The following is a 25,060-nucleotide window of genomic DNA, read 5'->3' as shown; positions in this document are numbered from 1 at the left end:
CGAAGGCAACCCGTTTGAACATCTGTGCGCTTGACAGGACGAATGACATGTCCTTTTGTTCCAACTAAAGAACATATGTCCTAGGGAGAGATATCGACGATGGCCGCGATCCAGCCGCAGCCGCCTTTGGGCGTGCCCGTCGCCGGCCTGTCCCTGGCCGAAGCCCTCGAATTGCGCGCCAAGGCTGGCAAACCCGTCCGTGTCGGCCTGATCGGCGCCGGCCAGATGGGCACCGATATCGTCGTCCAGATCTCCCAAATGACCGGCATCGAGATCGCTGCCGTCGCCGATATCGCGCCGGATCGCGTTGCGGAGGCCGCTGCGCTCGCAGGGCGAAAGGGCGAGGTCGACAACGTCACCGACGAGGCCGGGCTCGACGCGGCGCGCCGCAAGAGCCGCATCGTCGCCACGACCTCGCTCGACCTGATCTGCCGCTCGCCCCATGTCGATGTCATCATCGACGCCACTGGCAACCCGGAAGCCGGCTCGCGTGTCGCCCTGACCGCCATCGCGGCGCGCAAGCATATCGTGATGATGAATGTCGAGGCCGATATCACCATCGGCTCCTATCTCGCCGTCGAGGCCGCCAAGGCCGGCGTGGTTTATACGCTGGGCGCCGGCGACGAGCCTGCCGCCGCGATGGAGCTGATCAATTTCGTCCGCGCTATGGGCTATCCCGTCGTCGCCGCCGGCAAGGGCAAGAACAATCCGTTCCGCATCGACGCCGTTCCGGCCGATTATGTCGAGGAAGCCACGCGCCGGAACATGAACCCGCGCATGCTCGTCGAGTTCGTCGACGGCTCGAAGACGATGGTCGAGATGGTCGCCATCGCTAATGCCTGCGGCTTCGTGCCGGATATCCCCGGCATGCACGGCCCGGCCGCGCCGAAGGACGAGTTGCAGAACTATTTCTGCCCGAAGGAGGAAGGCGGTCTGCTCTCGCAGAAGGGCGTCGTCGATTTCTCGGTGGCCAAGGGCGTCGCGCCCGGCGTCTTCGCCGTCGCCGAGATGCGTCATCCCCGCGTTCGCGAGCGGATGAGCGACCTGCATCTCGGCCCCGGCCCGTACTACTCCTTCTTCCGGCCCTATCACCTGACGAGCCTGGAAGTGCCGCTTTCGGCCGCCGCCGCCGTCATCTTCAACCAGAGCCATATGCGCCCGCTGCCGGTGCCGACCTCGGAGGTCGGCTGCGTCGCCAAGCGCGATCTCGCGGTCGGCGAGACGCTCGATGCCATCGGCGAATACGGCTATCGAGGTTTCGCGCTCTCCCGCGCCGATGCGCAGGCGCGCAAGGCGCTGCCGATCGGCCTCGCCCAGGGCGCGACCATGACGCGGCCCGTCCGCAAGGGCGAGTTGATCACGCTGGCCGACGCCACACCCGACGAACGATTGAAGATCGTCGAGGTGCGCCGTGCGCAGGACGCGATGATCGCCGCGCTGACCTCCGGAGCCCAGGCATGAGCGCCCATCAGAAGCCGAACCAGCGGCCGGAACTTGCAGCGCTCGACGACGCGACGGTGGCGCAGGCGCTGACCCGGATGCACCTGATCCGCAAGTTCGAGGAGGCGGCCGAGGCGAGCTACATGCGCGGGCTGATCCACGGCACGATGCATCTCTCGATCGGCCAGGAAGCGAGCGCGGTCGGCACGACGCTGCCGCTCGAAGCCCACGACTATATCCTCTCGACCCATCGCGGCCACGGCCACTGCATCGCCCGCGGTGCCGAGCCGAAGCTGATGTTCGCCGAGTTCTTCGGCAAGGAGACCGGCTACTGCAAGGGCCGCGGCGGCTCGATGCATATCGCCGATGTCGAGGGCGGCAATCTCGGCGCCAACGGCATCGTCGGCGGCGGCCTGCCGATCGCGGTCGGTGTCGGCATGAGCATCAAGGCGCAGAAGAATGGCCGGGTCTGCATGGTCTTCTTCGGCGACGGCGCCTCGAACGAGGGCGCCTTCCACGAGGCGCTCAACATGGCTTCGATCTGGAAGCTGCCGGTCGTCTTCGTCTGCGAGAACAACAAATACGGCATGTCGATGGATATCGGCCGCGCCATGGCGGTGCCGAACGTCGCCGACCGCGCGGCGGCCTACGGCATGCCCGGCCATTGCCTGGATGGTAACGACCTCGCCGGCGTCGCGGCCGTCGCGGCCGTCGCGATCGCGCGTGCCCGCTCCGGCGAAGGCCCCTCGCTGATCGAATGCAAGACCTATCGCTGGCGCGGCCATTCCAAGAGCGACCGCAATCTCTACCGCTCCAAGGAGGAGATCGAGGAATGGCGCAGCCAGGACCCGATCCGGCGGCTCGAAGACGAACTCAAGGCGCATGACCGCTTCGACGCGGCTGCGCTGATGAAGCTCGAAGAGGACGCCCAGCGCGACATCGACGCCGCCGTCGAATTCGCCCGCGCCTGCCCGGACCCCGATCCGAAAGACCTGACCCGTGACGTCTATGCCCTCTGACATGCTCGAACCCGCGACCGAGATCCGCGAGCTTTCCTATGCCGAGGCGGTGCGCGAGGCGCTCGGCCAGGCGATGGAGGCCGATGAACGCGTCTTCCTGTTCGGCGAGGATGTCGGCGTCTATGGCGGCGCCTTCGGCGTCTCCGGAGACCTCGTCCACCGCTTCGGCACGGACCGTGTGATCGATACCCCGATCAGCGAGCTCGGCATCGCCGGTGCGGCGGTCGGCGCCGCGATCACCGGCATGCGGCCTGTGCTCGAAATCCAGTTCTCGGATTTCGTCACGCTGGCCATGGAGCAGCTCGTCAATCAGGCGGCCAAGATCCGCTTCATGTTCGGCGGCAAGGCCAGCGTCCCGATGGTGGTGCGCCTGCCCGGCGGCTCGGGCACAGGTGCGGCGGCCCAGCACAGCCAGAGCCTTGAAGCCTGGTTCGCCCATGTTCCGGGCCTGAAGGTTCTCCAGCCGAGCACGCCGCATGATGCCAAGGGCATGCTGCTCGCCGCGATCGACGACCCCAACCCCGTACTGATCTTCGAGCACAAGCTGCTCTACAAGACCAAGGGCCATGTCCCGGCCGAGGCCTATCGCGTGCCGATCGGCAAGGCCGCGATCCGGCGCGAGGGTACGGATGTCACCATCGTCGGCTCCTCGATCATGGCCCGCAAGGCGGAAGCCGCGGCCGAACGTCTGGCCAGCGACGGCATCTCGGCCGAGGTCATCGACCTGCGCTCGATCCGCCCGATCGACTTCGCCACCATCGCCGAGAGCGTGCGCAAGACGCATCGCCTGCTCGTCGTCTACGAGGGCGTGAAGACCATGGGCATCGGCGCCGAGATCTCGGCGATGATCGCCGAGAGCGAGGTCTTCGATTTCCTGGATGCGCCGATCATCCGGCTCGGCGGCGCCGATGTGCCGATCCCCTACAATCCGGTTCTGGAGAAGGCGGCCGTCCCGCAGGAGGACGACATCGTCGCCGCCGCCACCAATCTCGTCCGCCGCGGGGAAGCCTGATGCCCATCGAGGTCATCCTTCCCAAGGTCGACATGGACATGGAGACGGGCACGATCGAGGCCTGGCATGTCAAGGAAGGCGACCAGGTCCGCCAGGGCGACACGATCTTCGAGATCGGCACCAACAAGGCCGTGATGGAGGTCGAGGCCCCCGCCAGCGGCGCGATCCGGAACATCAAGGCAGAAATCGGCGTGCCGATCTCGGTCGGAACACCCGTTGCGTGGATCTACCTCGACGGTGAGGCCGCCACCACACCGTCCGGGCCGGCAGCCGCTGCGGCTACCGTGGCGGCTGCCACATTGCTTTCGAAGACCGAGATACCGGCCACGCCGGCGATTGCGGCCGCACCGACCTCGTCCGGCCTGCGTGCGACCCCGCTCGCCCGCCGCATCGCCCGGCAAAATGCGCTCGACCTCAAGACCGTGGCTGGCACCGGTCCGCGTGGCCGCATCGGTGAAGCCGACGTGAAGCGACATCTGGAGCAGCGGCCGCGCTGCGCTCCGGCGCAGGAGACGCGCCCCGCACCGACCTTATCGGCGAATGCTTCCGAAGACCGCCTGCAGCCCTTCTCGGCCATTCGCCGCATCGTCGCGAACCGGCTCTCCGAGAGCATGCGCACCGCCCCGCATTTCTATCTGACGTCCGAGATCGAGATGAGCGCCGCGCGCGACCTGCTCGGCCGCCTCGCCAAGCGGCACGAGCGCATCGGCGCGCCCAAGCCCAGCCTGACCGTGCTGATCGCCCGCGTCGCCGCCCGCATCCTGCGCGATCACCCGGTCATCAATGCCTCGGCCGAGGGCGAAGCGACCCGTTTCCACGAGCGCATCGATATCGGCATCGCGATGGAGCGCGACGGCGACCTCGTCGTGCCCGTGCTGCGCGATGCCGGCGTCATGGATATGCGCGCCATGACGCACGAATTCGCGAGACTGCGCGAGGGCGTGGCGAAGCGCACCCTGACTCCGGCCGAGCTCGGCGGCGGCACCTTCACCATCTCCAATCTCGGCATGTATGGCGTCGACTCGTTCACGGCGATCATCAACCCGCCGCAGGGGGCGATTCTCGCTGTCGGCCGCACCGTCGACAAGCCGGTCGGGCGCGAAGGCCAGGTCGTGCTCAGGCCGATGGCGAATTTCACACTGTCATCGGACCACCGCATCGTCGACGGTGTCGCCGCCGCCCGTTTCATGGCCGATCTGCGCGAGGCCCTTGAAAACCCCGAGCTGCTTCTGTGAAGGAAGACGACAGCCGGTCGTCGCATCGCGAATGACCGGCACGAGCTGACCTGAGATGACGATCTGACACGAAGATCGACCAGCGCATTTGGCGTAAAGGTCGGCATCGCGACAACGGAGGAGACAAGACCATGACCCTGACACGACGCCGCTTCACGCGACACGGCCTGATGATGACGGCCGCCGCTGCCCTGCTTGCCGCCGCCCCCGCCTTCGCGCAGGCGCCCTCCGGCAAGCTCGTGCTCTACACCTCGCAGCCGGAGAAGGACGCGGCCCAGACCACGGCCGCCTTCAAGAAGGCCTATCCGAATGTCGAGGTTGAGATCTTCCGCTCCGGCACGACCGAGGTGATGGGCAAGCTCGCCGCCGAGATTTCGGCCGGCCAGCCCGGCGCTGACGTGCTGCTGATCGCGGACGCCGCAAGCATGGAGATCCTGAAGGACCAGAAGCAGCTCCTCGCCTATCCCGCAGCCAAGACCGATGGGCTCCAGCCCGGCTCCTTCGACCCCGACAAGACCTATTTCGGCTCAAAGCTGATCACTACCGGCATCGCCTACAACACCGGCGCCAAGGAAAAGCCGGCCTCCTGGACCGATCTCGACAAGCCCGCCTACAAGGGCCAGATCTCGATGCCGAGCCCGCTCTATTCCGGCGCGGCCGCAATCATGCTCTCCACCATGACCGCCCGTCCCGATCTCGGCTGGAAGCTGTTCGAGGGGCTGAAGGCGAACGAGGCTGTCGCCGTGCGCGGCAACGGCGCCGTCCTGAAATCCGTCGCCAGCGGCGAGAAATCTTACGGCGTGCTGGTCGACTTCATGGCCTTCAACGCCAAGAAGCAGGGCTCACCGATCGAGTTCGTCTTCCCGAAGGAGGGCGCGCCGGCCGTGACCGAACCCGTCGCCATCGTGAAGACCACGAAGAACGAGGCCGCCGCGAAGGCCTTCGTCGACTTCATCCTCTCTGATGACGGCCAGAAGCTCGCGCTGACCATGGGCTATATCCCCGCCAAGCCCGGCATCGGCTCGCCCGCCTGGTTGCCGGAGGGCACCAAGATCAACGTCATGGCCTCCGACATCGCGGCCGTAGTCAAGGCGACCGAGGCCGACAAGGCCCGCTTCGCCACGATGTTCGGCAACTGAGCCCGGACAGCGTGCGCATGTCCCTCGCCGATCCCGCGACGCTGCGTACGCGCGTCGAGGAGACGGGTCTCCTCTGGGGGCTCGTCGGCCTCGTCGCACTCCTGTCGCTGCTGCCGATCGGGCGCCTGATCGTCGAGGGACTCGCCCCTGGCGGTCAACTCTCGGCGACGGCGCTCGGCAAGGTCATGGCGAGCCCGGCGACCTGGACGGCGACCTGGAACAGCCTGACAACCGCCATCGCCGGCACGATCCTCGCGACACTGATCGGTGGGACCGTGGCGCTGCTGGCGACGCTGACCGATATCCGCGCCCGCAACGCCTTCACCTTCTGCTTCGTCCTGCCGCTGATGATCGCGCCGCAGGTCACGGCGCTGGCCTGGCTCCAGCTCTTCGGCCCGTCGAGCACGCTGCTCAAGCTCGTCGGCATGGCGCCGCCGCTCGGCAGCCGCAACCCGCTCTATTCGCGCGAGGGCATCATCCTGCTGCTCGGCCTGCAATATGCGCCCCTGGTCTTCCTGACCCTGCGCGCCGGCCTGCGCGCCCTGCCGAAGGAACTGATCGAGGCCGGCCTCGCCGCCGGGGCGCACCCGCTCACCGTGCTGCGCACCGTCGTCCTGCCGCTGATGACGCCGCCGCTCGTCGCCGGCATCGCGCTCTGCTTCGTCTCCAGCCTCGGCAATTTCGGCATCCCCGCCTTTCTCGGCATTCCCGGCAATTTCCTCGTCCTGCCGACGCTGATCTACCAACGTCTCGCGGGCCTCGGGCCCGGCGTGCTCTCCGAGGTCGCGATCCTCTCCCTGCTGATCGGCGTCATCGCGATGGCCGGCATCCTCCTGCAGGACCTGATGCTGCGCCGGCGCGACTTCCGGATCACCACGACCTCGAGCGCGGCGCGCCCCTTCGAGCTCGGCCGCTGGCGCCGGCCGGTCGAGATCGGACTATGGGTCTTCGCGATCCTCGTCCTGGCGATGCCCTTCCTCGGCCTGCTCTCGACCTCGCTGATCCCCGCCTTCGGCGTGCCGCTCAACGCGAAAACCGCGACGCTCGCCAACTACGCCTATGTGCTGTTCGAGCACGCTGCCTCGAAGCGCGCCTTCGTCAATTCCTTCCTGATGTCGGCCGGCGCAGCGACCCTGATCGTGCTGATCTGCGTGCCGCTCGGCTATTTCATCGTCTGGAAAAAGTCGCGGGCGCTGCGACTGCTCAATCTCGCCGCCGAACTGCCTTATGCGATGCCCGGCGTCGTGCTCGCCATCGCCGCGATCCTGCTCTTCCTCAAACCTCTGCCTGTGCTGAACGTCTCGCTCTACAACACGGTCTGGATCATCGTCTTCGCCTATCTCGCCCGCTTCCTGGTGCTCGGCCTGCGCCCCGTCATCAGCGGCTATCTCCAGATCGACCGCACCCTGGAGGAGGCCGCCCAGATCGCCGGCGCCAGCCTGCCGCGCCGGCTCGTCACCATCATCTTCCCGCTGGTCGCGCCGGCTGCCGTCGCGGGCGCATTGCTGGTCTTCCTCACCGCCTTCAACGAACTCACCGTCTCAGCCCTGCTCTGGTCGTCCGGCGCCGAGACGCTCGGCGTCGTCGTCTTCTCCTTCGAGCAGGGCGGCGATTCGACCTATGCCTCGGCGCTGGCGGCCGTGACCGTCATCGTCACGATCGGCCTGATGGCCTCCACCAGCCTCTTCGCCCAGAAACTGCCCCAGGGAGTCCTGCCGTGGCGCGACTGACCATCGACCGCGCCCAGAAGCGCTTCGGTTCCTATCTCGCGCTCGACGATGTCTCGATCGCCGTCGAGGACGGCGAGTTCCTCGCGGTGCTCGGCCCCTCCGGCTGCGGCAAGACCACGCTGCTGCGCCAGATCGCCGGCTTCGACAAGCTCGACGGCGGCCAGATCCGCATCGGCGACCGCCTGGTCTCCTCCGCGGAAACCCATATTCCGCCGGAACATCGCAAGCTCGGCATCGTTTTCCAGTCCTATGCACTCTGGCCGCATATGACGGTGGCGGAAAACGTCGCCTACGGCCTCACCGTCGCCGGCGTGCGCGATCCCGAACGGGCGAAGCGGGTCGCCGCTGCACTCGATCTCGTCGGCCTGAACGGTTTCGCCGAGCGGAGGCCGGGCCTTCTGTCGGGTGGTCAGCGCCAGCGCGTCGCGCTCGCCCGCTGCCTCGTCACCGAGCCCTCGCTGGTGCTGCTCGACGAGCCGCTCGCCAATCTCGACGTCCATCTGCGCGCTTCGATGGAAGAGGAATTCGCCCGCTTCCATGAGCGTACCGGCACGACCATGGTCTACATCACCCATGACCAGGCCGAGGCCATGGCGCTGGCCGACCGCATCGCCGTGATGGATCGCGGCCGCCTGCTCCAGCTCGCCACGCCCTCGCTGCTCTATCGCGAGCCCGCCAACGTGACCGTCGCCGGCTTCATCGGCGAAGGCATGGTGCTGCCGGCCACGATCCTATCCTCGCCTCAGGCGGGGCGCTGCAAGGTCGGCGTGCTCGGTGTCGAGGCGATCGTCCGCTGCCGCCCGGACCAGACCGTCAACAATCAGGCGAGGCTCTGTCTGCGGGCCCGCGACATCGGCATCACCGCAGCGGGGCCGGGCAGTGTCCCGGCCACGGTCGAACGCCTGTCCTATCAGGGCGGCTTCTTCCGCATGGAGGCTCGCCCCGGAGCCAATCAGGACATGATCCTGCATCTCGACGCGGCCGAGCCTTCGCCAGCCCAGGCCGGCGAGCCCATCCACATCGCCATCACCGACGGCTGGATCATCCCGGAAAGCGTCTCCCTGGACAAGGCTGCGTGAGACCGGCGGCATGAGACTGAGGATTCACGGCGGGGTCGGCGAGAAGGGCCGGACCTGTATCGGCATCGAGCACGGTGGGACCCGGCTCCTGCTCGATGTCGGCGTCGACACCAGTGCACGCGGCGGCGCCTACCACCCGGCGATTACGCGCGCCGAGCTCGAACGCACCGATGCGATCATCGTCACTCATGCGCATGAGGACCACGTCGCCGCGCTCGGCTGGTGCCTCGCCAACGGCTTTGCCGGCCGCATTCTGATGAGTGCCGAATCCGCGAGCGAAACCGACGCGACGCTCGCCGCCTATGCGACGCCGGAGGAGCGTAAGCTCGCCAGACAAGCCCCCGTCGAGATCATCACGCACGGCTCGGATTTCGCTATCGGCCCGATCGCGATCCGCACCGGCCGCAGCGGCCATGTCGTCGGCGGCATCTGGTGCCATCTGAGCGCAGACGGCCGCAGCTTGGGCTATTGCGGCGACGTCGTGCCGGATAGCCCCGTCTTCGCCACGGATGCGCTGCCCCCCTGCGACCTGCTGCTGATCGATGCCTCCTATGGCCCGGACCGCATCCCTGCCGTCGAGCGTGGCGCCGCCATCAAGCGCTGGCTCGCGGTCCATCCACAGGGCGCCGTGTTGCCGACGCCGCTCTCCGGTCGTTCCGTCGAACTGATCGGGTTGATCGACACGCCGATCGCGATCCACCCCTCGATGCGCGCGGCGTTGGCTCAGCAGATCGCCGCTTCCACATGGCTGAAGCCCGGTGCCGCCGATACATTGTCGGCGCGTTTCGCCGAGGCGCTGCTCTGGGAAGAGGGACAACCGCTCCCCGCCGCCGCCCTGCTCGTCGATGACGGCATGGGACTCGCCGGGCCGTCCAAGGCCGCACTCGCGCAAGCCCATCGCGAGCGGCATCCGGTCCTGCTGACCGGCGGCATTCCCAAGGGCAGCCCGGCCGACCACATGCTGGCCGCCGGCGAAGCCGAATGGCTGCGCTTCCCGACCCACCCGACGCTGCCCGAGAACATCGCCATCGCGGCGGCGAGCGGCGCCGGCCGCATCCTCGCCCATTCCTGCGATGCCGCGACCGCAGCCTTGCTGGCCAAAGAAATTCCCGGATTGGTCACGGGCCTCAAGCCCAGCGACGTCATCGAGGTCTGACCATGCGCATCCTCATCGCCAATGACGACGGCATCGACGCTCCCGGCATCGCCCTACTGCGTAAAGCCGCCGCCCGCATCGCCTCCGATATCTGGGTTGTCGCGCCCGAGCGGAAATGGACTGCCGCCAGCCACCATCTCTCCTTCGACAAGGAGCTGACGCTCAGCCGCCGCGAACCGCAGGTCTACGCGCTGAGCGGCACGCCCGCCGATTGCGTCGTCGCAGCGATGACCGTGCTCTTCCGCGACGGCGGCGCTCCTGATCTCGTGCTCTCCGGCGTCAATGACGGCCGCAATGCCGCCGAGGATGCAGCCTATTCCGGCACGCTCTCGATCGCTCGTGAGGCGAGTTTCTGGAACCTTCCCGCCATCGGCTTCTCCCGCACCAAGGGCGGGACCTCGGAGGAGCGCGACGTCGCCGCGCTCGCCGCCCTGATCAAGAATCTCTGGCGGACACGCGCGCACTGGACCCGCGAGGGCACATTCCTGAGCGTCAATCTGCCGAAGGACCTGTCGGCCGAAATCGGCCTCGCCGGTATCGGCCGCGACAAGATCGCGGGCGCGGCTGATATCGTCTCGGAAGAAGGCGAGAAGATCGTCTGGCGCATCCGGCGCGGGCGTCCGCACACAAGCCGTCCCGGCGACGAGAACAGCCTGATCGATTCAGGCCGCATCGCCATCGTCCGCCATTGCTGGAGCGATGGTGCGCCGCTGGATACCGGCTTCGCCGACGAACTCAACAATGCGCTGAAGCAGCCTGCGAGCTGAGTCGCCCGCTCAGCTCTCGAGGAACTGCATCCGATGCAAGCGGGCATAGGCACCATCACGCGCCAACAATTCGTCGTGGCTGCCGGTCTCGACGACCTTGCCCTCGTCCATCACCACGATCAGGTCGGCCTCGCGGATCGTCGAGAGCCGGTGTGCGATGACGATGGTCGTGCGCCCCTTCATCAGTGACGCCAGCGCCTGCTGGACCAATCGCTCGGATTCCGTGTCGAGCGCGCTGGTCGCCTCGTCGAGCAGCAGGATCGGCGCGTTCTTCAGGATGGCGCGTGCGATCGCGATGCGCTGGCGCTCGCCGCCCGAAAGCTTGTGGCCACGCTCGCCGACCGAGGCGTCGTAGCCGCCCGGCATCGCCATGATGAACTCATGCGCGGCAGCCGCCTTCGCCGCGGCGACGATCTCGTCCTCCGACGCTTCCGGTCGGCCGAAGGCGATATTGGCCCGCACGCTGTCGTCGAACAGCACCACATCCTGGCTGACGACGCCGACCTGCCGGCGCAGGCTCCTCAGCGTGACATGGCGCAGATCCTGTCCATCGATCTCGATGCGGCCCGCGGTAGGGTCGTAGAGGCGTGGCACGAGCGCGAGCAGCGTCGACTTGCCTGATCCGGAGCGGCCGACCAGTGCCATCGTCTTCCCGCCCTGCGCGAGGAGATCGATCCCTTCCAGCGCGCGCTGGTCCTCGCGATAGCGAAAGCGCAGATGGCGGAAGGCGACTTCGCCGGCCCCGACAGAAAGCGGCTTCGCATTCGGCCGGTCCAGCACCTGCGGCTTCTCGTCCATCAGCGCGTAATAGCGCTTCAGCGACGCGCCCGCCTCCTGGACGATGGCATTGAGATTGCCGAGCGAGCGCATCGGCTGGGCCGCGAGCAGTAACGCCGAGACATAGCCGGTGAAATCGCCGACCGTCGAATTGCCGGAGGTGATGCGCACGCCGATGGCGGCGAGCACGCCCGCCACAGCAAGGCCGCCACCGACCTCGAGCAGCGGATCGAGCCGCCCGCGCGCATTGGCCGCCTTCATCTTCAGCGCCCGGATCGCCTCGAAGGCATTGGCGGCGCGGTCCTTCAGATAGGGTTCGAGGCGGTCGGTCTTGGCGACACGGGCGCCCTGCAGGCTCTCGGTGACGAGATTGGCCATCAGGCCGGTCTGTTCCTGCTGTGAACTGGCCATCCGCCGGAGCTTGCGGCCGATTCGACCGATCGGATGGGCGATCACCGGTGCGATCAGGAGCACCACCAGCGTCATCTGCCAGTCGATCCAGATCAACGCGCCGACCAGGGCAATCGCGGTGACCACGTCGCGGATCGCGATATTGACGATGCGCGTCAGCGCCTCCTTGACGAAGGTGAAATCAGTCGTGAAGCGCTGTGTGAGGGAAGCGGGGTTCTCGCGCTGGAGCTGGGCCAGATCGGCGTCGATCAGATGGCCGTAGAGCGCCGTCTGCATGTCCGCCTCGATACGGCTGACCACATTGTTGGTCATTACCGTCTGCGCAAGCAATGAGAAGCCCTTGATCGCCGTGACGATCACCACCACGGTCGCCACCGCGTTGATGACGCCGATATCATAGCCGATCGACTTCGAGACCAGCCGTTCCATGCGCCGGACGAAGCCGGTCGATTCGGCCGTCAATGGATCGGCGAAGGCGTCGAACGCCGCCTTGATCAGGAGCGGATAGAAGCTCGTCGTCGCCGCAATGACCACGACGAGGCCGAGAATCATCAGCATCTGCGGAAGGTAGGATCTGATCTGCTCGCGCCAGACACGGGCAAAGAGCGCGAGGGTGTCGTCGGTGACGCGGCCGATCTTCATGCCGGGGGCCTATCATGGCAGCCTTGCAAGCGCCACTGGCGCATGCCGGTACACGGCGCAAGGGCCTTGCTACGGACACGAAGCTGTCTTCCCATGGCCATAACCGATTCAGGAGACTTCATGCCTCTATCCCCGCCGGCCCAGCCCGGCCAGAGCTTCGCCGAGATCGAAACCCCTGCCCTCGTGCTCGATCTCGATGCGTTCGAGCGCAATCTCGTCGCCATGGCGGCCTTCACCCAGGCGCATGGCATCAGGCTCCGGCCCCACGCCAAATCGCACAAGAGCCCGGAGATCGCGCTGCGCCAGATCGCCCATGGCGCGGTCGGGCAGTGCTGCCAGAAGGTAGGAGAGGCGGAAGTGCTGGTGGCCGGCGGCGTCGGCGACGTGCTGGTGACCAATGAGATCGTCGGCGCGGCCAAGCTAGATCGCCTCGCCCGGCTCGCCCGCAGCGCCAAGATCGGCCTCTGTGTCGACCATCCCGACGGCGTGCGCGAGGCGGCGGAAGCGGCTGCCCGCAACGACGTGACGCTCGATGTCTATGTCGAGATCGATGTCGGTGGCCGACGCTGTGGCGTCGCGCCCGGAGAGGGCGCTGTCCGGTTGGCCGAAGCCATCGCGCGCTCCAACACACTGCGCTTCGCCGGCATTCACGCCTATCACGGCTCGGCGCAGCACATGCGCTCCATCGACGAGCGGCGCGAGGCGATCGAGCGCGCCGGCTTCGCCGCCCGCAACACCGTCGAACGCCTCGCCCATGCCGGCCTGAAATGCGAGGTCGTCACCGGTGCCGGCACCGGCACCCATGAGCTCGAGACCCAGTCCGGCATCTGGAACGAGATTCAACCCGGCTCCTACATCTTCATGGATGCCGATTACGCCCGCAACCGCCAGGCCGACGGCACGCCTTTCCGCAGCTTCGAGCACGCCCTTTTCATCCTCGCGGGCGTGATGAGCAAACCGGTGCCGGACCGCGCCATCGTCGATGCCGGCCACAAGGCGGCGGCAGTCGATTCCGGCATGCCGGTTCCCTTCCGTCGCGAGGGCGTGATCTATACCAAGCCCTCCGACGAACATGGCGTCCTCACTGGCGACCCGGTCGCGGTGCCGCATCGCGGCGACCGTCTGCTGCTGATCCCCGGCCATTGCGACCCGACGGTCAACCTGCACGACTGGTATGTTTGCGTCCGCGGCCTGCATGGTCCCGATGCCCATGTCGAGGCTCTCTGGCCTGTCGCAGCGCGTGGTGCGCTGATCTGACCAGCCATGCTCGCCGAGCTCCTGCTACGGCTGACGACGCCGGCCGCACCGATGACGCGCCAACTCGGTCTCGTCGGGGAAAGCGTCGCGCTATGGGCGCGCGGCAACCGGCAGCGTCAGGCCTGGGCTGAGCATCACAAGCGCTGCCGTGCCGTGATCACGCAAGCCGTCGCCGAGCTGCCACGGCGCCGCAGGGTGATCGTCCTCGGCTCGGGCCTGCTGCGGGACATCCCGCTCGACCTGCTCTGCAAACGGTTCGAGCAGGTCCTGCTGGTTGATGCCGTCCACCTGCCGCAGATCCGGCTGCGCATGTGCTTTCGGCCCAAGGTTACGCTCCTGAACCGCGACCTCACCGGCGTCATGGGCTGGCTGGCTGAAGAGGAAAAGGGGCGGATCGAGCCTCTGGCCGACCTGACCGCCGACCCGGCCATCGACCTCGTCATCTCCGCCAATCTCATGTCGCAGCTCGCCTGGCCGGTCGAGGACTGGCTGGATGATCATCCCACCCGTGCAGCAAGATTGCCCAAAGAGCTGCCGGCGCAATGCATCGCCTGGCATCTCGCCGATCTCCGCCGCTTGGGCGGTCGTGTCGTCCTGCTGAGTGATGTCGAGATGATCGAACGTGACCGCACCGGCGCGCACACCGACCGCTTTGATCTCACGCGCGGCGTCACGCTTCCCCCACCGGATGAAAGCTGGGATTGGCCGGTCGCGCCCTTCGGCGAAGCCGGGCGCGACCGCGAAAGCATCCACCGCGTCGGCGCCTGGCGGAATTTCCGCTAAGGGGTTGTTCGAAAACGTTACCCATCATCCTGAGAAGCAGCCACAGGCGTCAGGGCCGCCAGCCGGTCTCCTGCACCGGAGCGTTCTCGCGCTCCTCCTCGCGGCGGGCTTCCTCGACCACCGCGAAAAGCGCCCGCAGCGCCGCGTCGACACCCTCGCCCGAGGCGGCCGAGAGGATGATCGGCATGCGCTTGGCCGCCCGCTTCAGGCGCGCGACCTGCTCTTTGAGTACTTCCGGCGTCAGTGCATCGACCTTGGAGAGCGCGACGATTTCCGGCTTCTCGGCCAGCCCCTCGCCATAGGCTTCCAGCTCCTCGCGCACGGTCTTGTAGGCCTTGCCGGCATGCTCGCTGGTGCCCTCGACCAGATGCAGCAGCACGCGGCAGCGCTCGATATGGCCGAGGAAGCGGTCGCCGAGGCCATGGCCTTCATGCGCGCCCTCGATCAGGCCGGGAATATCGGCCAGCACCATCTCGCGCCCGTCGACGCGCACGACGCCGAGGCCGGGATGCAGCGTCGTGAACGGATAATCCGCGATCTTCGGCTTCGCCGCCGTGACGGTGGCAAGGAAGGTCGACTTTCCGGCATTGGGCAAACCGACGAGCCCGGCATCCGCGATCAGCTTCAGGCGCAGCCAGACCCAGCGCTCCTCGCCCGGCAATCCGGGGTTGGCATGGCGCGGCGCCTGGTTGGTCGCGGTCTTGAAATAGGCGTTGCCGAAACCGCCATTGCCGCCCTTGCACAACACGAAGCGCTGGCCAGGCTCGGTCAGGTCGGCGATCTTGGTCTCGCCGTCCTCGTCGAGGATCTCGGTCCCCGGCGGCACCTTCAGCACGATCGCCGGCGAATTCGCGCCATGGCGGTCCTTGCCCATCCCGTGCTCGCCGGTCCGCGCCTTGAAATGCTGCTGGAAGCGGAAATCGATCAGCGTGTTCAGGCCCTGCACGCATTCGACGACGATATCGCCGCCGCGTCCGCCGTCGCCGCCGTTCGGCCCGCCGAACTCGATGAATTTTTCGCGGCGGAAGGAGACGCAGCCGGCGCCGCCGTCTCCCGCCTTCACATAGATCTTGGCCTGGTCGAGGAATTTCATGCTGTTTCACTAGTGAGGAGCGGAGGAAAGGGCAATGGACCGGATCACGCAGCCTGCCGGAAAGCGCTCATCTCCTCGCGGAGCGCATCGGCGAAGCGCTGGGCCGCCAGTCCCGGGCGCGGCGCCATGATCAGCCCGACCGTCAGTTCGAACAGCGGCGGCAGCCCCTCGGCCGCGCCGAGCCGACGCAACGACGGCGGGACCGCGCTTTCCGTGATCGCGGTGACACAGAAACCGCCTTCCACCGCCGAGAGTACGCCCGACGTATGAGAGCAGGAAAAGACCAGCCGATAGGCCCGCCCCGCACTGTTCAGCGCCCCGAGGATGCGCGAGCGCGCCCGGCAGCCCTCTGAGAACAAGGCCAACGGCAACGTCTCCTGCAATTCCGGCCTGTGGCCGCGCGCCGCGACCCAGATCATCGGCTCGCGCCGGAGCACCTCGCCCATCGGCCGGCTCGGCTCCTGCGAGACCACCGCGAGGTCGAGATCGCCGGCCTTAAGTGCCGGCTCGATCCGCTTCGAGAGATCGCAATGCACCTCGAGCTCGACCTTGGGATGTTCCACCGCGAAGCGCGCGATCAGCGGCCGGAGATAGGCATCCATATAGTCGTCGGGCACGCCGATGCGCAGGCGTCCTGTCGGCGTCTCGCCGGCGAGATCGGCCAGCGCCTCCCGCTCGACCGCGAGCAGGCGCCGCGCATGCGCGATCAGGCGCTCGCCTGCATCGGTCGGCGTGACGCCGCGGCGCGAGCGCTCGAGCAGCTTGTGGCCGAGCTGGTTCTCCAGGTCCTGGATGCGCACCGAGATCGCCGACTGTGTCCGGCCGAGTCGGATGCCCGCTGCGGTGAAGCCGCCGGTCTCGGCCACGGCCACCAGCATGCCGAGCGCTGCGAGGTCGAAATGAGCGGTCATGACGTGCCTCCTTGGAACGCACGGGATCGATCGGTTTTAAGAATGGTTAAATCAGAATAATCCGTTTTTCCGATCGAAGGAAGCGCCCTATATCGATGCCAGAACGAAGCTGGGCAGGCCGCGCCGTCGCGGCCGAAGCTGGCTTCCCTTTTTTCAGAAGATACCATGTCCGCCCCCGCGATCCCCGTCCGGTCCGCATCGCCTGCGCTCGCGATGTTCCTCGCCCTGCTCACCGGCGCCACCTGCATCGGCTTTTCCGGCATCTTCGTGCGCCTCGCCGATGTCGGCCCGGCCGCGGCCGGCTTCTGGCGCATGCTCTTCGCCGTGCCGGCGCTTGTCGCCTGGACGGTGCTGGAGCCGCGCCGGCCGGCAGGCGAAAGGATTGGTCGCGGCGCCTTCATCGCCGTCGCGCTGGCCGGTCTGACTTTCGGCGTCGATGTCACGCTCTACAACGCTGCGCTCGGCCATACGACGATCGCCAATGCGTCGCTGCTCGGCAATCTGTCGCCGGTCGGCGTCGTGCTCGGCGGCTGGCTGCTGCTCGGCGATAAGCCCTCTCGGCGCATCCTCGGCGCGCTCATGCTGGCGGTCGCCGGCGCGGCCCTGCTCGTCCTGCCAAAATTCACCGGCGCCGGGCAGGTCACCGGCAATCTCTTCGGCGACAGCCTCGCAGTCGGCGCCGCCCTCTCCTATGCCGCCTATATCCTCGCGGTGCGCCGCGCCCGCGACGGTGCCGGTGCCGGCTATGTCAGCCTCGTTTCCAGTATCATATGTGCCGTTTTCTGCCTGGTCGCAGCGCTGCTGTTGGGCGAGCAGGTCATCCCGGCGAGCCTGCAGGGCTGGCTTGCGGTCGCCGCGCTCGGCGTCGTCTCGCATGCGCTCGGCCAGGGCCTGATCACGCTCTCGCTCGGCAGCTACGGCGCCGGCGCGGCCTCGCTCGTCATGGTCTGGCCGGCTCTGGTCAGCGTGCTCGCCGCCTGGGCGATCTTCGGCGAGCAGCCGACCCCGGTCCAGGCCTTCGGCGGCGTCGCCATTCTCGCCGCCGTGCTGCTGGTCCGGCGCGGCTGAGCCTCGCGCTCAGGCCGCCGACTTGACGCCATAGTGCAGGATCACGGTGCCGTTCTTGAGCGGACGGGCCGCGAGCAGCGTATAGCGACGCTTCTGTGCGTTCGGCTTGAACAGGGGCGTCCCCTGCCCGATCGTGACCGGCGCGACCGCGATCATGATCTCGTCGACAAGCCCGGCAGCCAACAGCGACTCCGTCAATTCGGCGCTGCCGAAGACATAGATGTCCTTGCCGGCTTCCGCCTTCCGGCGCGTGATCTCGCCGACAATATCCGCCGTCACCGTCGTGTTGTTCCAGTCGGAGCCGGTGAGGCTGCGTGACGCCACAAGCTTCGGCAGGGCGTTCATGAAGATCTTGGTCTCACCCTCCTCCTCGGCCGAGGTCCAATAGGCCTTCATCCCCTCATAGGTGACGCGGCCGAAGACCAGCAGCCCGGCCTTGCGCCCGAACTCGCTGCTCAGCTCGGATAGCTCGTCGCCCCAGGCGTCGCCATGGAAGCCGAGATCCCATTTCTCCTTGCCCTCGAAGAACCCTTCCAGCGTCATCAGATTCCAGACGATCACCTTGGCCATCGCGCCCTCCTGATAGGTCCGGTCAAAACCAGTTTTAATTTGCAACCAGTTGTTGAGTAGCCAGACCGATCCTATATCGCAAGCGGTTTTGGAGACGAGCATGCGCGAGACCGGCCGTTCGGGCTGTCCGATCAATCTGACACTTGAAATCCTGGGCGATCGCTGGAGTCTGATCGTGCTCCGCGACATCATGTTCGGCAACCGCCGGCATTTCCGCGAAATGCTGACGAAATCAGACGAGGGCATCGCCTCGAACATCCTCGCCGACCGCCTGAAACGCCTCGTCGAAAAGGGCCTGCTCTCACGCCGTGACGACGCCAGCCACAAGCAGAAGGCGATCTACAGCCTGACCGAGATGGGCGTCGCGCTCGTCCCCGTCTTCGCCGCGATGGGCGAATGGGGCCGCCACTTCCTGCCGGTGACCGAAGAACTCTCGATCCGCGCCAAACTCCTCAGCGAAGGCGGCCCGGCGCTCTGGGAGCGCTTCATGCAGGAGCTGAGGCATCTCCATCTCCATGCACCCAAGCCCGAGCAATCGGTGCTCGGCGAGCTGACCCAGGCCTATCGGGACGCACTGGCGCGGCGGCAGGCCATGGCAGGCTGAGGCCAACTTATCCCCGCATGCCGTAGCGGCACGACACTAGGGCTCCGTCCAGGAGTCCCCTATGCCGATCCTCCGCCCCTATGCTGATCGCGAACTGCGCGCCGCGCGGTTGCGCGTGTTGCGGCTACGCGACGAGCTTTGCCTGATCCGGCGCGACCATTTCCATCGCAAATACAACCCGAACCAGCCGCGCGTCCCCTCCGGCAATGCCGGCGGCGGGCAATGGACCAGCGGCGCGGGCGGAGGCGGCGGCTCCAGCGCGGCGGATCCCCTTTCTCCCGATGGCAGCTCTCTGGGTGCCGATACCGGTTGGTCCTCGCTGGGAGAGGGCTGGAACGAGGACGGCTCGATCTTCGAGCAGGCCGTCACGGATGGCCAGGGCACGACGATCCGATCGGAATACGCCGCCTCGCGCGCCGTCAGCTTCGACGAACGCCAGACCGTCATCCAGCCCGATGGCAACAAGACCAGCTTCGAAACGACCGGCAACGTCCAGTCGATCTATCACGGCGGCCCCGAAGGCGATCTCGTCGCCCGCACAACCTGGACTGCATCCGGCCCCGAACCTGATGCGACAGTGCAGCCAGCTTACGCTGACAAAGCCTTGCCAATGATCATTGGCGGCGGAGTCGCCTTATTCAACTGGCAGTCGCAACTGAACGGCAGCGATGGCCAGCAGGCCGTTATAGGCTTCAATGCCCGGGATTATCGGCCCGGGTTCAGCACGAGCGGAGCGCTTGAGCTGCTTTATTCCGGAAGTGTGACGCAGGAAGAGGCCGAACTGGCTTGCCAGCGCTTAACGGACGTCCAGACACTCGCCGACCGCGCTGCCAATGCCGCTGGCGCTCCTGAGCTCTACCCGTCGCGAGCCGCTTACGGAACAAGCGTTCACACGGGCTTCGCAAAATTCGTCAAAGATCTACATGACAGCAACTTCGACGCCGAACGATCATACATCAAAGAGCGCGCGGAAGGAGCAAGCGGCGGAGAAGTGAGTTATGGTTATCCTGGGTCGGTCCGCGTCGACGCTTATGAATATCGCCGAGATGGCACACTTTGCGTCTACGATCTGAAGACCGGCCTTGCCAATTTGCCAGACCGGCGGGCTGAAATTATAGCAAATGCGGCAGCGATGGGATTCAAGCCTGTCCTCCGCGTTATCGTCATAGCGGTGAGGCCAAAAGGTTGACGACGAAAAAGCAGATCAAAACGCTTTTCGCTCACCTGACGGCTCGCAACGACGATCTTGTCGTGAAAGATCATTACGTCTTCAAGGTGCCTTACCTCGTGCTGAGGCCGATGCGGCATGTCTCTCGCTCGATCTCGATCGACCGCACGTCACGCGCCGATGATCCTAACTTTTTTTGGCATGTCGGGCATTGCTTCGGACCTTTCGGCTCGCTGGGAGGTCTCTCTGCCGAATCGTTCTGGCTGCCCCGCGGTAAGCCGAGCCTTTGGTCGGAAGCTGGTTTCATCGAAACGGCCGTCGAGGAGATCGAGACGAATATTCTGCCGATGCTGCGCTGTGTGCAGACCATCGAGGACATGTTTCGAATCGAGGGGGTGCCGCGGTCTCATAAATATGACGGCTGGCTCAATCATTACCCACCTTATCGCCTCGCCATCGCGGCAGCCTTGGGGCGCTGGGAGGAATCCCTCGCCGTCTACGAGGACATCAAGGACACGCATCTCCGCATGACGTCATGGCCGCGCCCCGATTACGAGAAAGCTTCGGAACTTGGTGCGTTGATCGCCGACGGAGACCGAGCTGGAGTCGCCTCCCTTCTCCACGGATGGGAAGACGGCTTCGTCGCCCGCAACGGCCTCGAAGACATCTACGAACGCACGCCCTTCCCGCTCGAGCTCCAGCCGCAGCCCTGACCCCTCACTCCGCCGCCAGTCGTGGCGGAGCCGGCTTCGACATCGCTTCCGCCGTCGCGATCGCGGGTGCGGCGTGCTCCTCGATCGGCTCCCACTGGCTTTCATCCTCGGCCTTGCCGAAGAAGCGGCCGAAGAGCCAGCCGGTCGCCCGCGAGAGATCGTCCATCACCATGTAGAAGGACGGCACGAAGACCAGCGAGAGCACGGTCGAGACGATCAGGCCGCCGATCACCGCGATCGCCATCGGCGCGCGGAACTCGCCGCCATCGCCGACGCCATAGGCCGAGGGCAGCATGCCCGCCGCCATCGCGATCGTGGTCATCAGGATCGGCCTTGCCCGCTTGCGGCCGGCTTCGATCAGCGCCGTGAAGCGGTCCTTGCCGCGCCCGACCTCCTCGACCGCGAAATCGACCAGCATGATCGCGTTCTTGGTGACGATGCCCATCAGCATGAGCAGGCCGATATAGACCGGCATCGAGACGGCGTTATTCGTCGCCAGGAGCGCGATCACCACGCCGCCGAAGGAGAGCGGCAGCGAGAGCAGGATGGTGATCGGCTGGAAGACCGAGCCGAACAGCAGGATCAGCACCGCCAGCACCAGCATCAGGCCGGTGGTCATCGCGGTGATGAAGCCCTGCACGACCTCGCCCTGGATCTCGGCATCGCCGGTCGCGGCGATCCAGACGCCCGGGGGCAGGCCGACCTCCTTGACGATCTCCTGGAACTTGTCCTGCGCCGTGCCGAGCTCGAAGCCACGCTTCAGATCGGCGCCGATCTGGGCGCGGCGGACGCGGTCATAGCGATCGATCGAGCTCGGCCCTTCGCCGAAGCCGATCTCGGCGACAGCCGTCAGCGGAATCGAGACGCCGGTCGCGTTGGTCACGCGAAGCGCTGCGATGTTGCGCATGTCGGTGCGGGCGGCCTCGTCGAGCTGGACGCGGATCGGCACCAGCCGGTCGCCCGCATTGAACTTGGCGAGGTTGGGCCCGACATCGCCGATCGTGGCGACGCGTACGGCTTCCGAGATCGCCTCGGGCGTGACGCCGAGACCGGCGGCCTCCTCCAGCTTCGGCGTGACGCGCAATTCCGGGCGGCTCAGCGAGCCCGCGGTCGCGACGTTGAGATAGCCGTCGACCTGGCGCATCCGCGCCTCGATCCTGGCGACGGCAGCGTCGAGCGCCTCGCCGTCCTTGGACAGGATCGAGAAGGCCATCTCGCGCTCGCCGCGCTCGTTGACATACCAGGCGCGCACGTCGGGCACGCTGGCGAGCTTCTCGGCGATGGTGACCTTGAGCTCCTTCTGGGCGATGTCGCGCTCGGCCTTGGGCTTGAGCAGGATGAACACCGCGGCGCGGCGCACCTCGCGCTGGCCGGTCGGCGACGCACCGCCGAGCACGAAGACATCACGCACTTCCGGAATGGTCTTCAGCGCGTCGACGAGCTTGTCGGTGGTGACGCGGGTATTCTCCAGCGTCGAGCCCGGCGGCAGCTCCACCGAGGCGACGACGCGCGAAGTGTCCTCGTCCGGAATGAAGCCGGTCGGCAGCATCTGCGTCGCCTGGATCGAGCCGATCAGGAACATGAAGCCGACGACCAGAGTCGCATAGGCCGTGTTGAACGGCATGGTCCGCCAGCGGCCCGAACCGTCGAAGCGCGGGAAGAACGGAATGCGCCGCTTCTTCAGCGTGCCCTTGAGCAGGCCGACATAGCCGCGCATGACCCAGCCGTCCTTGGGATCGGCGTGGTGGACCGGCTTCATCAGATAGGCCGCCATCATCGGCGTGATCAGGCGCGCGACGAGCAGCGAGAACAGCACGGCGACGGCGACGGTCAGGCCGAACTGCCGGAAATACTGGCCGGCGACACCGCCCATGAACGAGACCGGCGCGAAGATCGCGACGATGGTCAGCGTGATCGCGATGACCGCGAGCCCGATCTCGTCGGCCGCCTCCATCGCGGCGCGATAGGGCGATTTGCCCATCTTCATGTGGCGGACGATGTTCTCGATCTCGACGATGGCGTCATCGACGAGGATGCCGGTCACCAGTGTGATGCCGAGCAGGCTGACGAGGTTCAGCGAGAAGCCCATCAATTCCATTGCCCAGAACGTGGGGATCGCCGAGAGCGGCAGCGCCACCGCCGTGATCAGCGTCGCCCGCCAGTTGCGCAGGAACAGGAAGACGACGATGACGGCGAGCGCCGCGCCCTCCAGCAGCGTCTCCATCGCCGCCTTGTAGTTGCCGTAGGTATAGGCGACCGCGTCGTCGATCGGCGTGATCCTGATGTCCGGGAAGCGCTTGTTCAGCTCCCCCACGCGCTGCGCCACGACATCCTTCACCGAAAGCTCGCTCGATCCCTTCGAGCGGAACACCGCGAAGGTGACGACCGGGTTCTTGTTCAGGCGGCCGAAGGCGCGCGGTTCGGAATTGGAATCCTCGACACGGCCGAGTTCCTTCAGGCGCACCTCGCGCCCGCCGGAAAGCGTGATCTTGGTCTCCGCGAGATCCGCGACGGTGCGTGCACCCGCCAACGTGCGGATCGCCTGTTCCTGGCCGCCGACCTCGCCACGTCCGCCCGCGAGGTCGACATTGGTCGCGCGGATCTGGCGGTTGACCTCGCCGGCGGTGATGCCGAGCGCGAGCAGGCGGTCGGGATCGAGCGAGATGCGGATCTCGCGATCGACGCCGCCATAGCGCTCGACCCGGCCAACGCCCTTCAGCCCCTGCAATTCGCGCGCAACGACATCGTCGACATGCCAGGAGAGCTGCTCCAGCGTCATCCCGGCCGAAGCCGCGCCATAGGTCAGGATCGACTGCCCCTCGACATCGATGCGCTGGATGATCGGCTCGTCGATCGTCCGTGGCAGCTCGGCGCGGATCTTGGCGATCGCATCCTTGACGTCGTTGACGGCCCGGTCCGTGTTGGTTTCCAGCCGGAACTCGATCAGCGTCAGCGACTGGCCGTCGGTCAGCGTCGAAGTGACGTGCTTGACGCCTGTAATGTTGGCGACCGTGTCCTCGACGCGCTTGCTGACCTGGCTCTCGAGCTCGGCCGGCGCCGCGCCGGACTGCGTCACGGTGACGGAAACCAGCGGAATGTCGATATTCGGGAAGCGCGTGACCGGCAGCTTCGAGAAGGCGAGCAGCCCGAGCACGCAGAGCACGACGAAGAGCAGAATGGCCGGAACCGGCTTCCGGATCGACCAGGCAGAGAAATTGACGTTCATCGGCCAGGAGCCTCTATAAAATCCGTCAGTTCGTCGTGATCGCCGTAACGATATCGCCGTCGCGCACGAAGGTGCCGGCTCGCGCGACCACGGTTTCGCCCTCGCCAAGGCCGCCTGCGATCTCGGCACGGCCATGGCCGACGAGCCCGAGCGTCACCGGCTTGGTGGTGACCTTGCCGTCCTTCACCGACTGAACGGTTGCGCCGAGGCGGCTATAGGTGATGGCCGAAAGCGGCAGGGTCACGGCGCGCTTGCGCCCGGTTTCGATGATCCCGCGCGCGAAGGAGCCGATGGCGACCGGCGGGTTGCCGTCGAGCGCGACGAGGACCCGGCCAAGCCGCGATGCCTTGTCGACCTCCGGCATGATCAGGCGGATGCTGCCCGCCAGGGCTTCCTTGGCACCGGCCGGCGTCACCGCGACGCGCTGGCCGAGCCTGAGTCGGGGCAGTTCGACCTCGGCGACCTGCGCTTCCAGCTCGACCGCGCCATCGGCGATGATCCGAAACAGCGGCTCGCTCTGCGGCAGCATGCTCGCCATCGAGCCAAGCCGCGCCGTCCGCCGGCTGATGGTGCCGGCGCGCGGCGCCTTGATCTCGGTTCGCGCCAGCTTGACAGCGATGTCCTGGCCCTGCGCCTGCGCCAAAGCGAGATCGGCGCTGGCGATCGCCAGCGCCTGCCGGGCCGAATTGGAGCGTGCCTGTCCCGAGCGTGCCGCAGCGGCACGCTGGTCGAACGTCTCGATGCTGGCATTGCCGCTCTCGCGCAGGGCCTTTGTCCGGTCGAAGGCATTGTTGGCCTGGACGAGATTGGCGTCGGCCTCGGCGATCTGGGCCTTGGCTTGTGCGACCAGCGCCTCGGCACGGGCGATCTGGGCGTCGTTCTGCGCCTTCTGCACATCGAGCGTCGTACGGTTCAGCCGTGCAAGCACCTGCCCCTGAGCGACCTTGTCGCCCTCCTGCGCCAGCAAATCGACGATCGCGAGCCCGTCGACTTCCGGCGCGACCAGGATCTCGTCGCGGGCGACGATCGAGCCCGAGACGACCACGCTCTGCACGATCTCGGTGGCCTGCGCCTGCGTCACCGTAACGGAGGGGCCCGCGGCGGCGGGCGAAACCGGAGCGGCAGTCTGGGCCTGCAGCGGCAACGGTGCCGCCAGCAGGGCCAGGGCGATCATCGCATTCAGCGGAACGATCGAATGAAGGGGCATCGGAGAGAATCCTGTTACGGCGTGGCGGCCGGACGGAAACGGGAAAAGCCCGG

Annotated in this window: 21 protein-coding genes; 15 read left to right on the top strand and 6 right to left on the bottom strand. The window is 66.7% G+C overall.

The features are described 5' to 3' along the window. Positions 1-99: 99 nt before the first annotated feature. The 9 genes from J0I42_RS07065 to surE all read left to right on the top strand — a co-directional run bounded on the left by J0I42_RS07065 (position 100) and on the right by surE (position 10,577). Entirely contained in the window at positions 100-1,461 is a 1,362-nt protein-coding gene (locus J0I42_RS07065; protein WP_291654115.1) for an NAD(P)H-dependent oxidoreductase, read from the top strand. Continuing rightward, positions 1,458-2,459, top strand: a complete 1,002-nt coding sequence (locus J0I42_RS07060) for a thiamine pyrophosphate-dependent dehydrogenase E1 component subunit alpha (protein WP_291654114.1) — start codon at positions 1,458-1,460, stop codon at positions 2,457-2,459. Before J0I42_RS07065 ends, J0I42_RS07060 begins: the two co-directional genes overlap by 4 nt. Position 2,460: 1 nt before the next feature. Continuing rightward, the gene (locus tag J0I42_RS07055) at positions 2,461-3,471 is read left to right on the top strand and encodes an alpha-ketoacid dehydrogenase subunit beta (protein WP_291654113.1); all 1,011 of its coding nucleotides are present in this window, start codon (positions 2,461-2,463) and stop codon (positions 3,469-3,471) included. Then, on the top strand, positions 3,471-4,706 hold the full coding sequence (locus J0I42_RS07050) for a dihydrolipoamide acetyltransferase family protein (protein WP_291654112.1): 1,236 nt from the start codon (positions 3,471-3,473) through the stop codon (positions 4,704-4,706). Before J0I42_RS07055 ends, J0I42_RS07050 begins: the two co-directional genes overlap by 1 nt. Positions 4,707-4,837: 131 nt before the next feature. Beyond that, positions 4,838-5,845 (top strand): ABC transporter substrate-binding protein, encoded by a 1,008-nt coding sequence (locus J0I42_RS07045; RefSeq protein ID WP_465247652.1) that lies wholly within the window; start codon positions 4,838-4,840, stop codon positions 5,843-5,845. A gap of 17 nt (positions 5,846-5,862) precedes the next feature. Continuing rightward, positions 5,863-7,575, top strand: coding sequence for an ABC transporter permease (locus J0I42_RS07040; protein ID WP_291654111.1), 1,713 nt, complete (start codon positions 5,863-5,865; stop codon positions 7,573-7,575). Then, the gene (locus J0I42_RS07035) at positions 7,563-8,654 is read left to right on the top strand and encodes an ABC transporter ATP-binding protein (protein WP_291654110.1); all 1,092 of its coding nucleotides are present in this window, start codon (positions 7,563-7,565) and stop codon (positions 8,652-8,654) included. Before J0I42_RS07040 ends, J0I42_RS07035 begins: the two co-directional genes overlap by 13 nt. Before the next feature lie 10 nt (positions 8,655-8,664). Next, a complete protein-coding gene (locus J0I42_RS07030; protein ID WP_291654109.1) occupies positions 8,665-9,810 on the top strand; it encodes an MBL fold metallo-hydrolase in 1,146 nt (381 codons plus the stop codon). Between the two features lie 2 nt (positions 9,811-9,812). Further along, positions 9,813-10,577, top strand: a complete 765-nt coding sequence (surE, locus tag J0I42_RS07025; protein WP_291654108.1) for a 5'/3'-nucleotidase SurE — start codon at positions 9,813-9,815, stop codon at positions 10,575-10,577. 9 nt (positions 10,578-10,586) lie between these two features. On the opposite strand, the gene J0I42_RS07020 is transcribed toward surE, so the two are convergent. Beyond that, positions 10,587-12,407: an ABC transporter ATP-binding protein gene (locus tag J0I42_RS07020; protein ID WP_291654107.1), complete on the bottom strand. Its 1,821-nt coding sequence runs from the start codon at positions 12,405-12,407 to the stop codon at positions 10,587-10,589. A gap of 120 nt (positions 12,408-12,527) precedes the next feature. Between J0I42_RS07020 and J0I42_RS07015 the strand changes: the two genes are divergently transcribed. Both J0I42_RS07015 and J0I42_RS07010 read left to right on the top strand, forming a co-directional pair. Continuing rightward, positions 12,528-13,664 (top strand): DSD1 family PLP-dependent enzyme, encoded by a 1,137-nt coding sequence (locus J0I42_RS07015; RefSeq protein ID WP_291654106.1) that lies wholly within the window; start codon positions 12,528-12,530, stop codon positions 13,662-13,664. Between the two features lie 6 nt (positions 13,665-13,670). Next, complete coding sequence (locus tag J0I42_RS07010; RefSeq protein WP_291654105.1) at positions 13,671-14,447, top strand: hypothetical protein; 777 nt, start codon at positions 13,671-13,673, stop codon at positions 14,445-14,447. Positions 14,448-14,496: 49 nt separating this feature from the next. On the opposite strand, the gene obgE is transcribed toward J0I42_RS07010, so the two are convergent. Further along, positions 14,497-15,540: a GTPase ObgE gene (obgE, locus tag J0I42_RS07005; protein WP_047582735.1), complete on the bottom strand. Its 1,044-nt coding sequence runs from the start codon at positions 15,538-15,540 to the stop codon at positions 14,497-14,499. A 44-nt stretch (positions 15,541-15,584) separates the two neighbouring features. Next, positions 15,585-16,451 (bottom strand): LysR family transcriptional regulator, encoded by an 867-nt coding sequence (locus J0I42_RS07000; protein WP_291654104.1) that lies wholly within the window; start codon positions 16,449-16,451, stop codon positions 15,585-15,587. A gap of 165 nt (positions 16,452-16,616) precedes the next feature. Between J0I42_RS07000 and J0I42_RS06995 the strand changes: the two genes are divergently transcribed. Continuing rightward, positions 16,617-17,519, top strand: coding sequence for a DMT family transporter (locus tag J0I42_RS06995; protein ID WP_291654103.1), 903 nt, complete (start codon positions 16,617-16,619; stop codon positions 17,517-17,519). A gap of 9 nt (positions 17,520-17,528) precedes the next feature. On the opposite strand, the gene J0I42_RS06990 is transcribed toward J0I42_RS06995, so the two are convergent. Beyond that, positions 17,529-18,089, bottom strand: coding sequence for a dihydrofolate reductase family protein (locus J0I42_RS06990; RefSeq protein ID WP_291654102.1), 561 nt, complete (start codon positions 18,087-18,089; stop codon positions 17,529-17,531). A gap of 100 nt (positions 18,090-18,189) precedes the next feature. Here J0I42_RS06990 and J0I42_RS06985 point away from each other — a divergent pair, with 100 nt between their 5' ends. From J0I42_RS06985 to J0I42_RS06975, 3 genes are all read left to right on the top strand, one after another. Next, positions 18,190-18,693, top strand: a complete 504-nt coding sequence (locus tag J0I42_RS06985) for a winged helix-turn-helix transcriptional regulator (RefSeq protein WP_291654101.1) — start codon at positions 18,190-18,192, stop codon at positions 18,691-18,693. A gap of 61 nt (positions 18,694-18,754) precedes the next feature. Then, the gene (locus tag J0I42_RS06980) at positions 18,755-19,882 is read left to right on the top strand and encodes a hypothetical protein (RefSeq protein WP_291654100.1); all 1,128 of its coding nucleotides are present in this window, start codon (positions 18,755-18,757) and stop codon (positions 19,880-19,882) included. Next, positions 19,879-20,574 (top strand): hypothetical protein, encoded by a 696-nt coding sequence (locus J0I42_RS06975; RefSeq protein ID WP_291654099.1) that lies wholly within the window; start codon positions 19,879-19,881, stop codon positions 20,572-20,574. Before J0I42_RS06980 ends, J0I42_RS06975 begins: the two co-directional genes overlap by 4 nt. Before the next feature lie 4 nt (positions 20,575-20,578). Here the strand turns inward: J0I42_RS06975 and J0I42_RS06970 are convergent, their stop codons facing one another. After that, complete coding sequence (locus J0I42_RS06970; protein WP_291654098.1) at positions 20,579-23,800, bottom strand: efflux RND transporter permease subunit; 3,222 nt, start codon at positions 23,798-23,800, stop codon at positions 20,579-20,581. A 25-nt stretch (positions 23,801-23,825) separates the two neighbouring features. Beyond that, positions 23,826-25,007 (bottom strand): efflux RND transporter periplasmic adaptor subunit, encoded by a 1,182-nt coding sequence (locus J0I42_RS06965; RefSeq protein ID WP_291654097.1) that lies wholly within the window; start codon positions 25,005-25,007, stop codon positions 23,826-23,828. Positions 25,008-25,060 lie beyond the last annotated feature (53 nt).

Source organism: Allobosea sp., assembly GCF_017308015.1.
Classification (GTDB): domain Bacteria; phylum Pseudomonadota; class Alphaproteobacteria; order Rhizobiales; family Beijerinckiaceae; genus Allobosea.
Note: the sequence above shows the minus strand (reverse complement) of the source record. Positions and strands in the feature narration are given on the sequence as shown.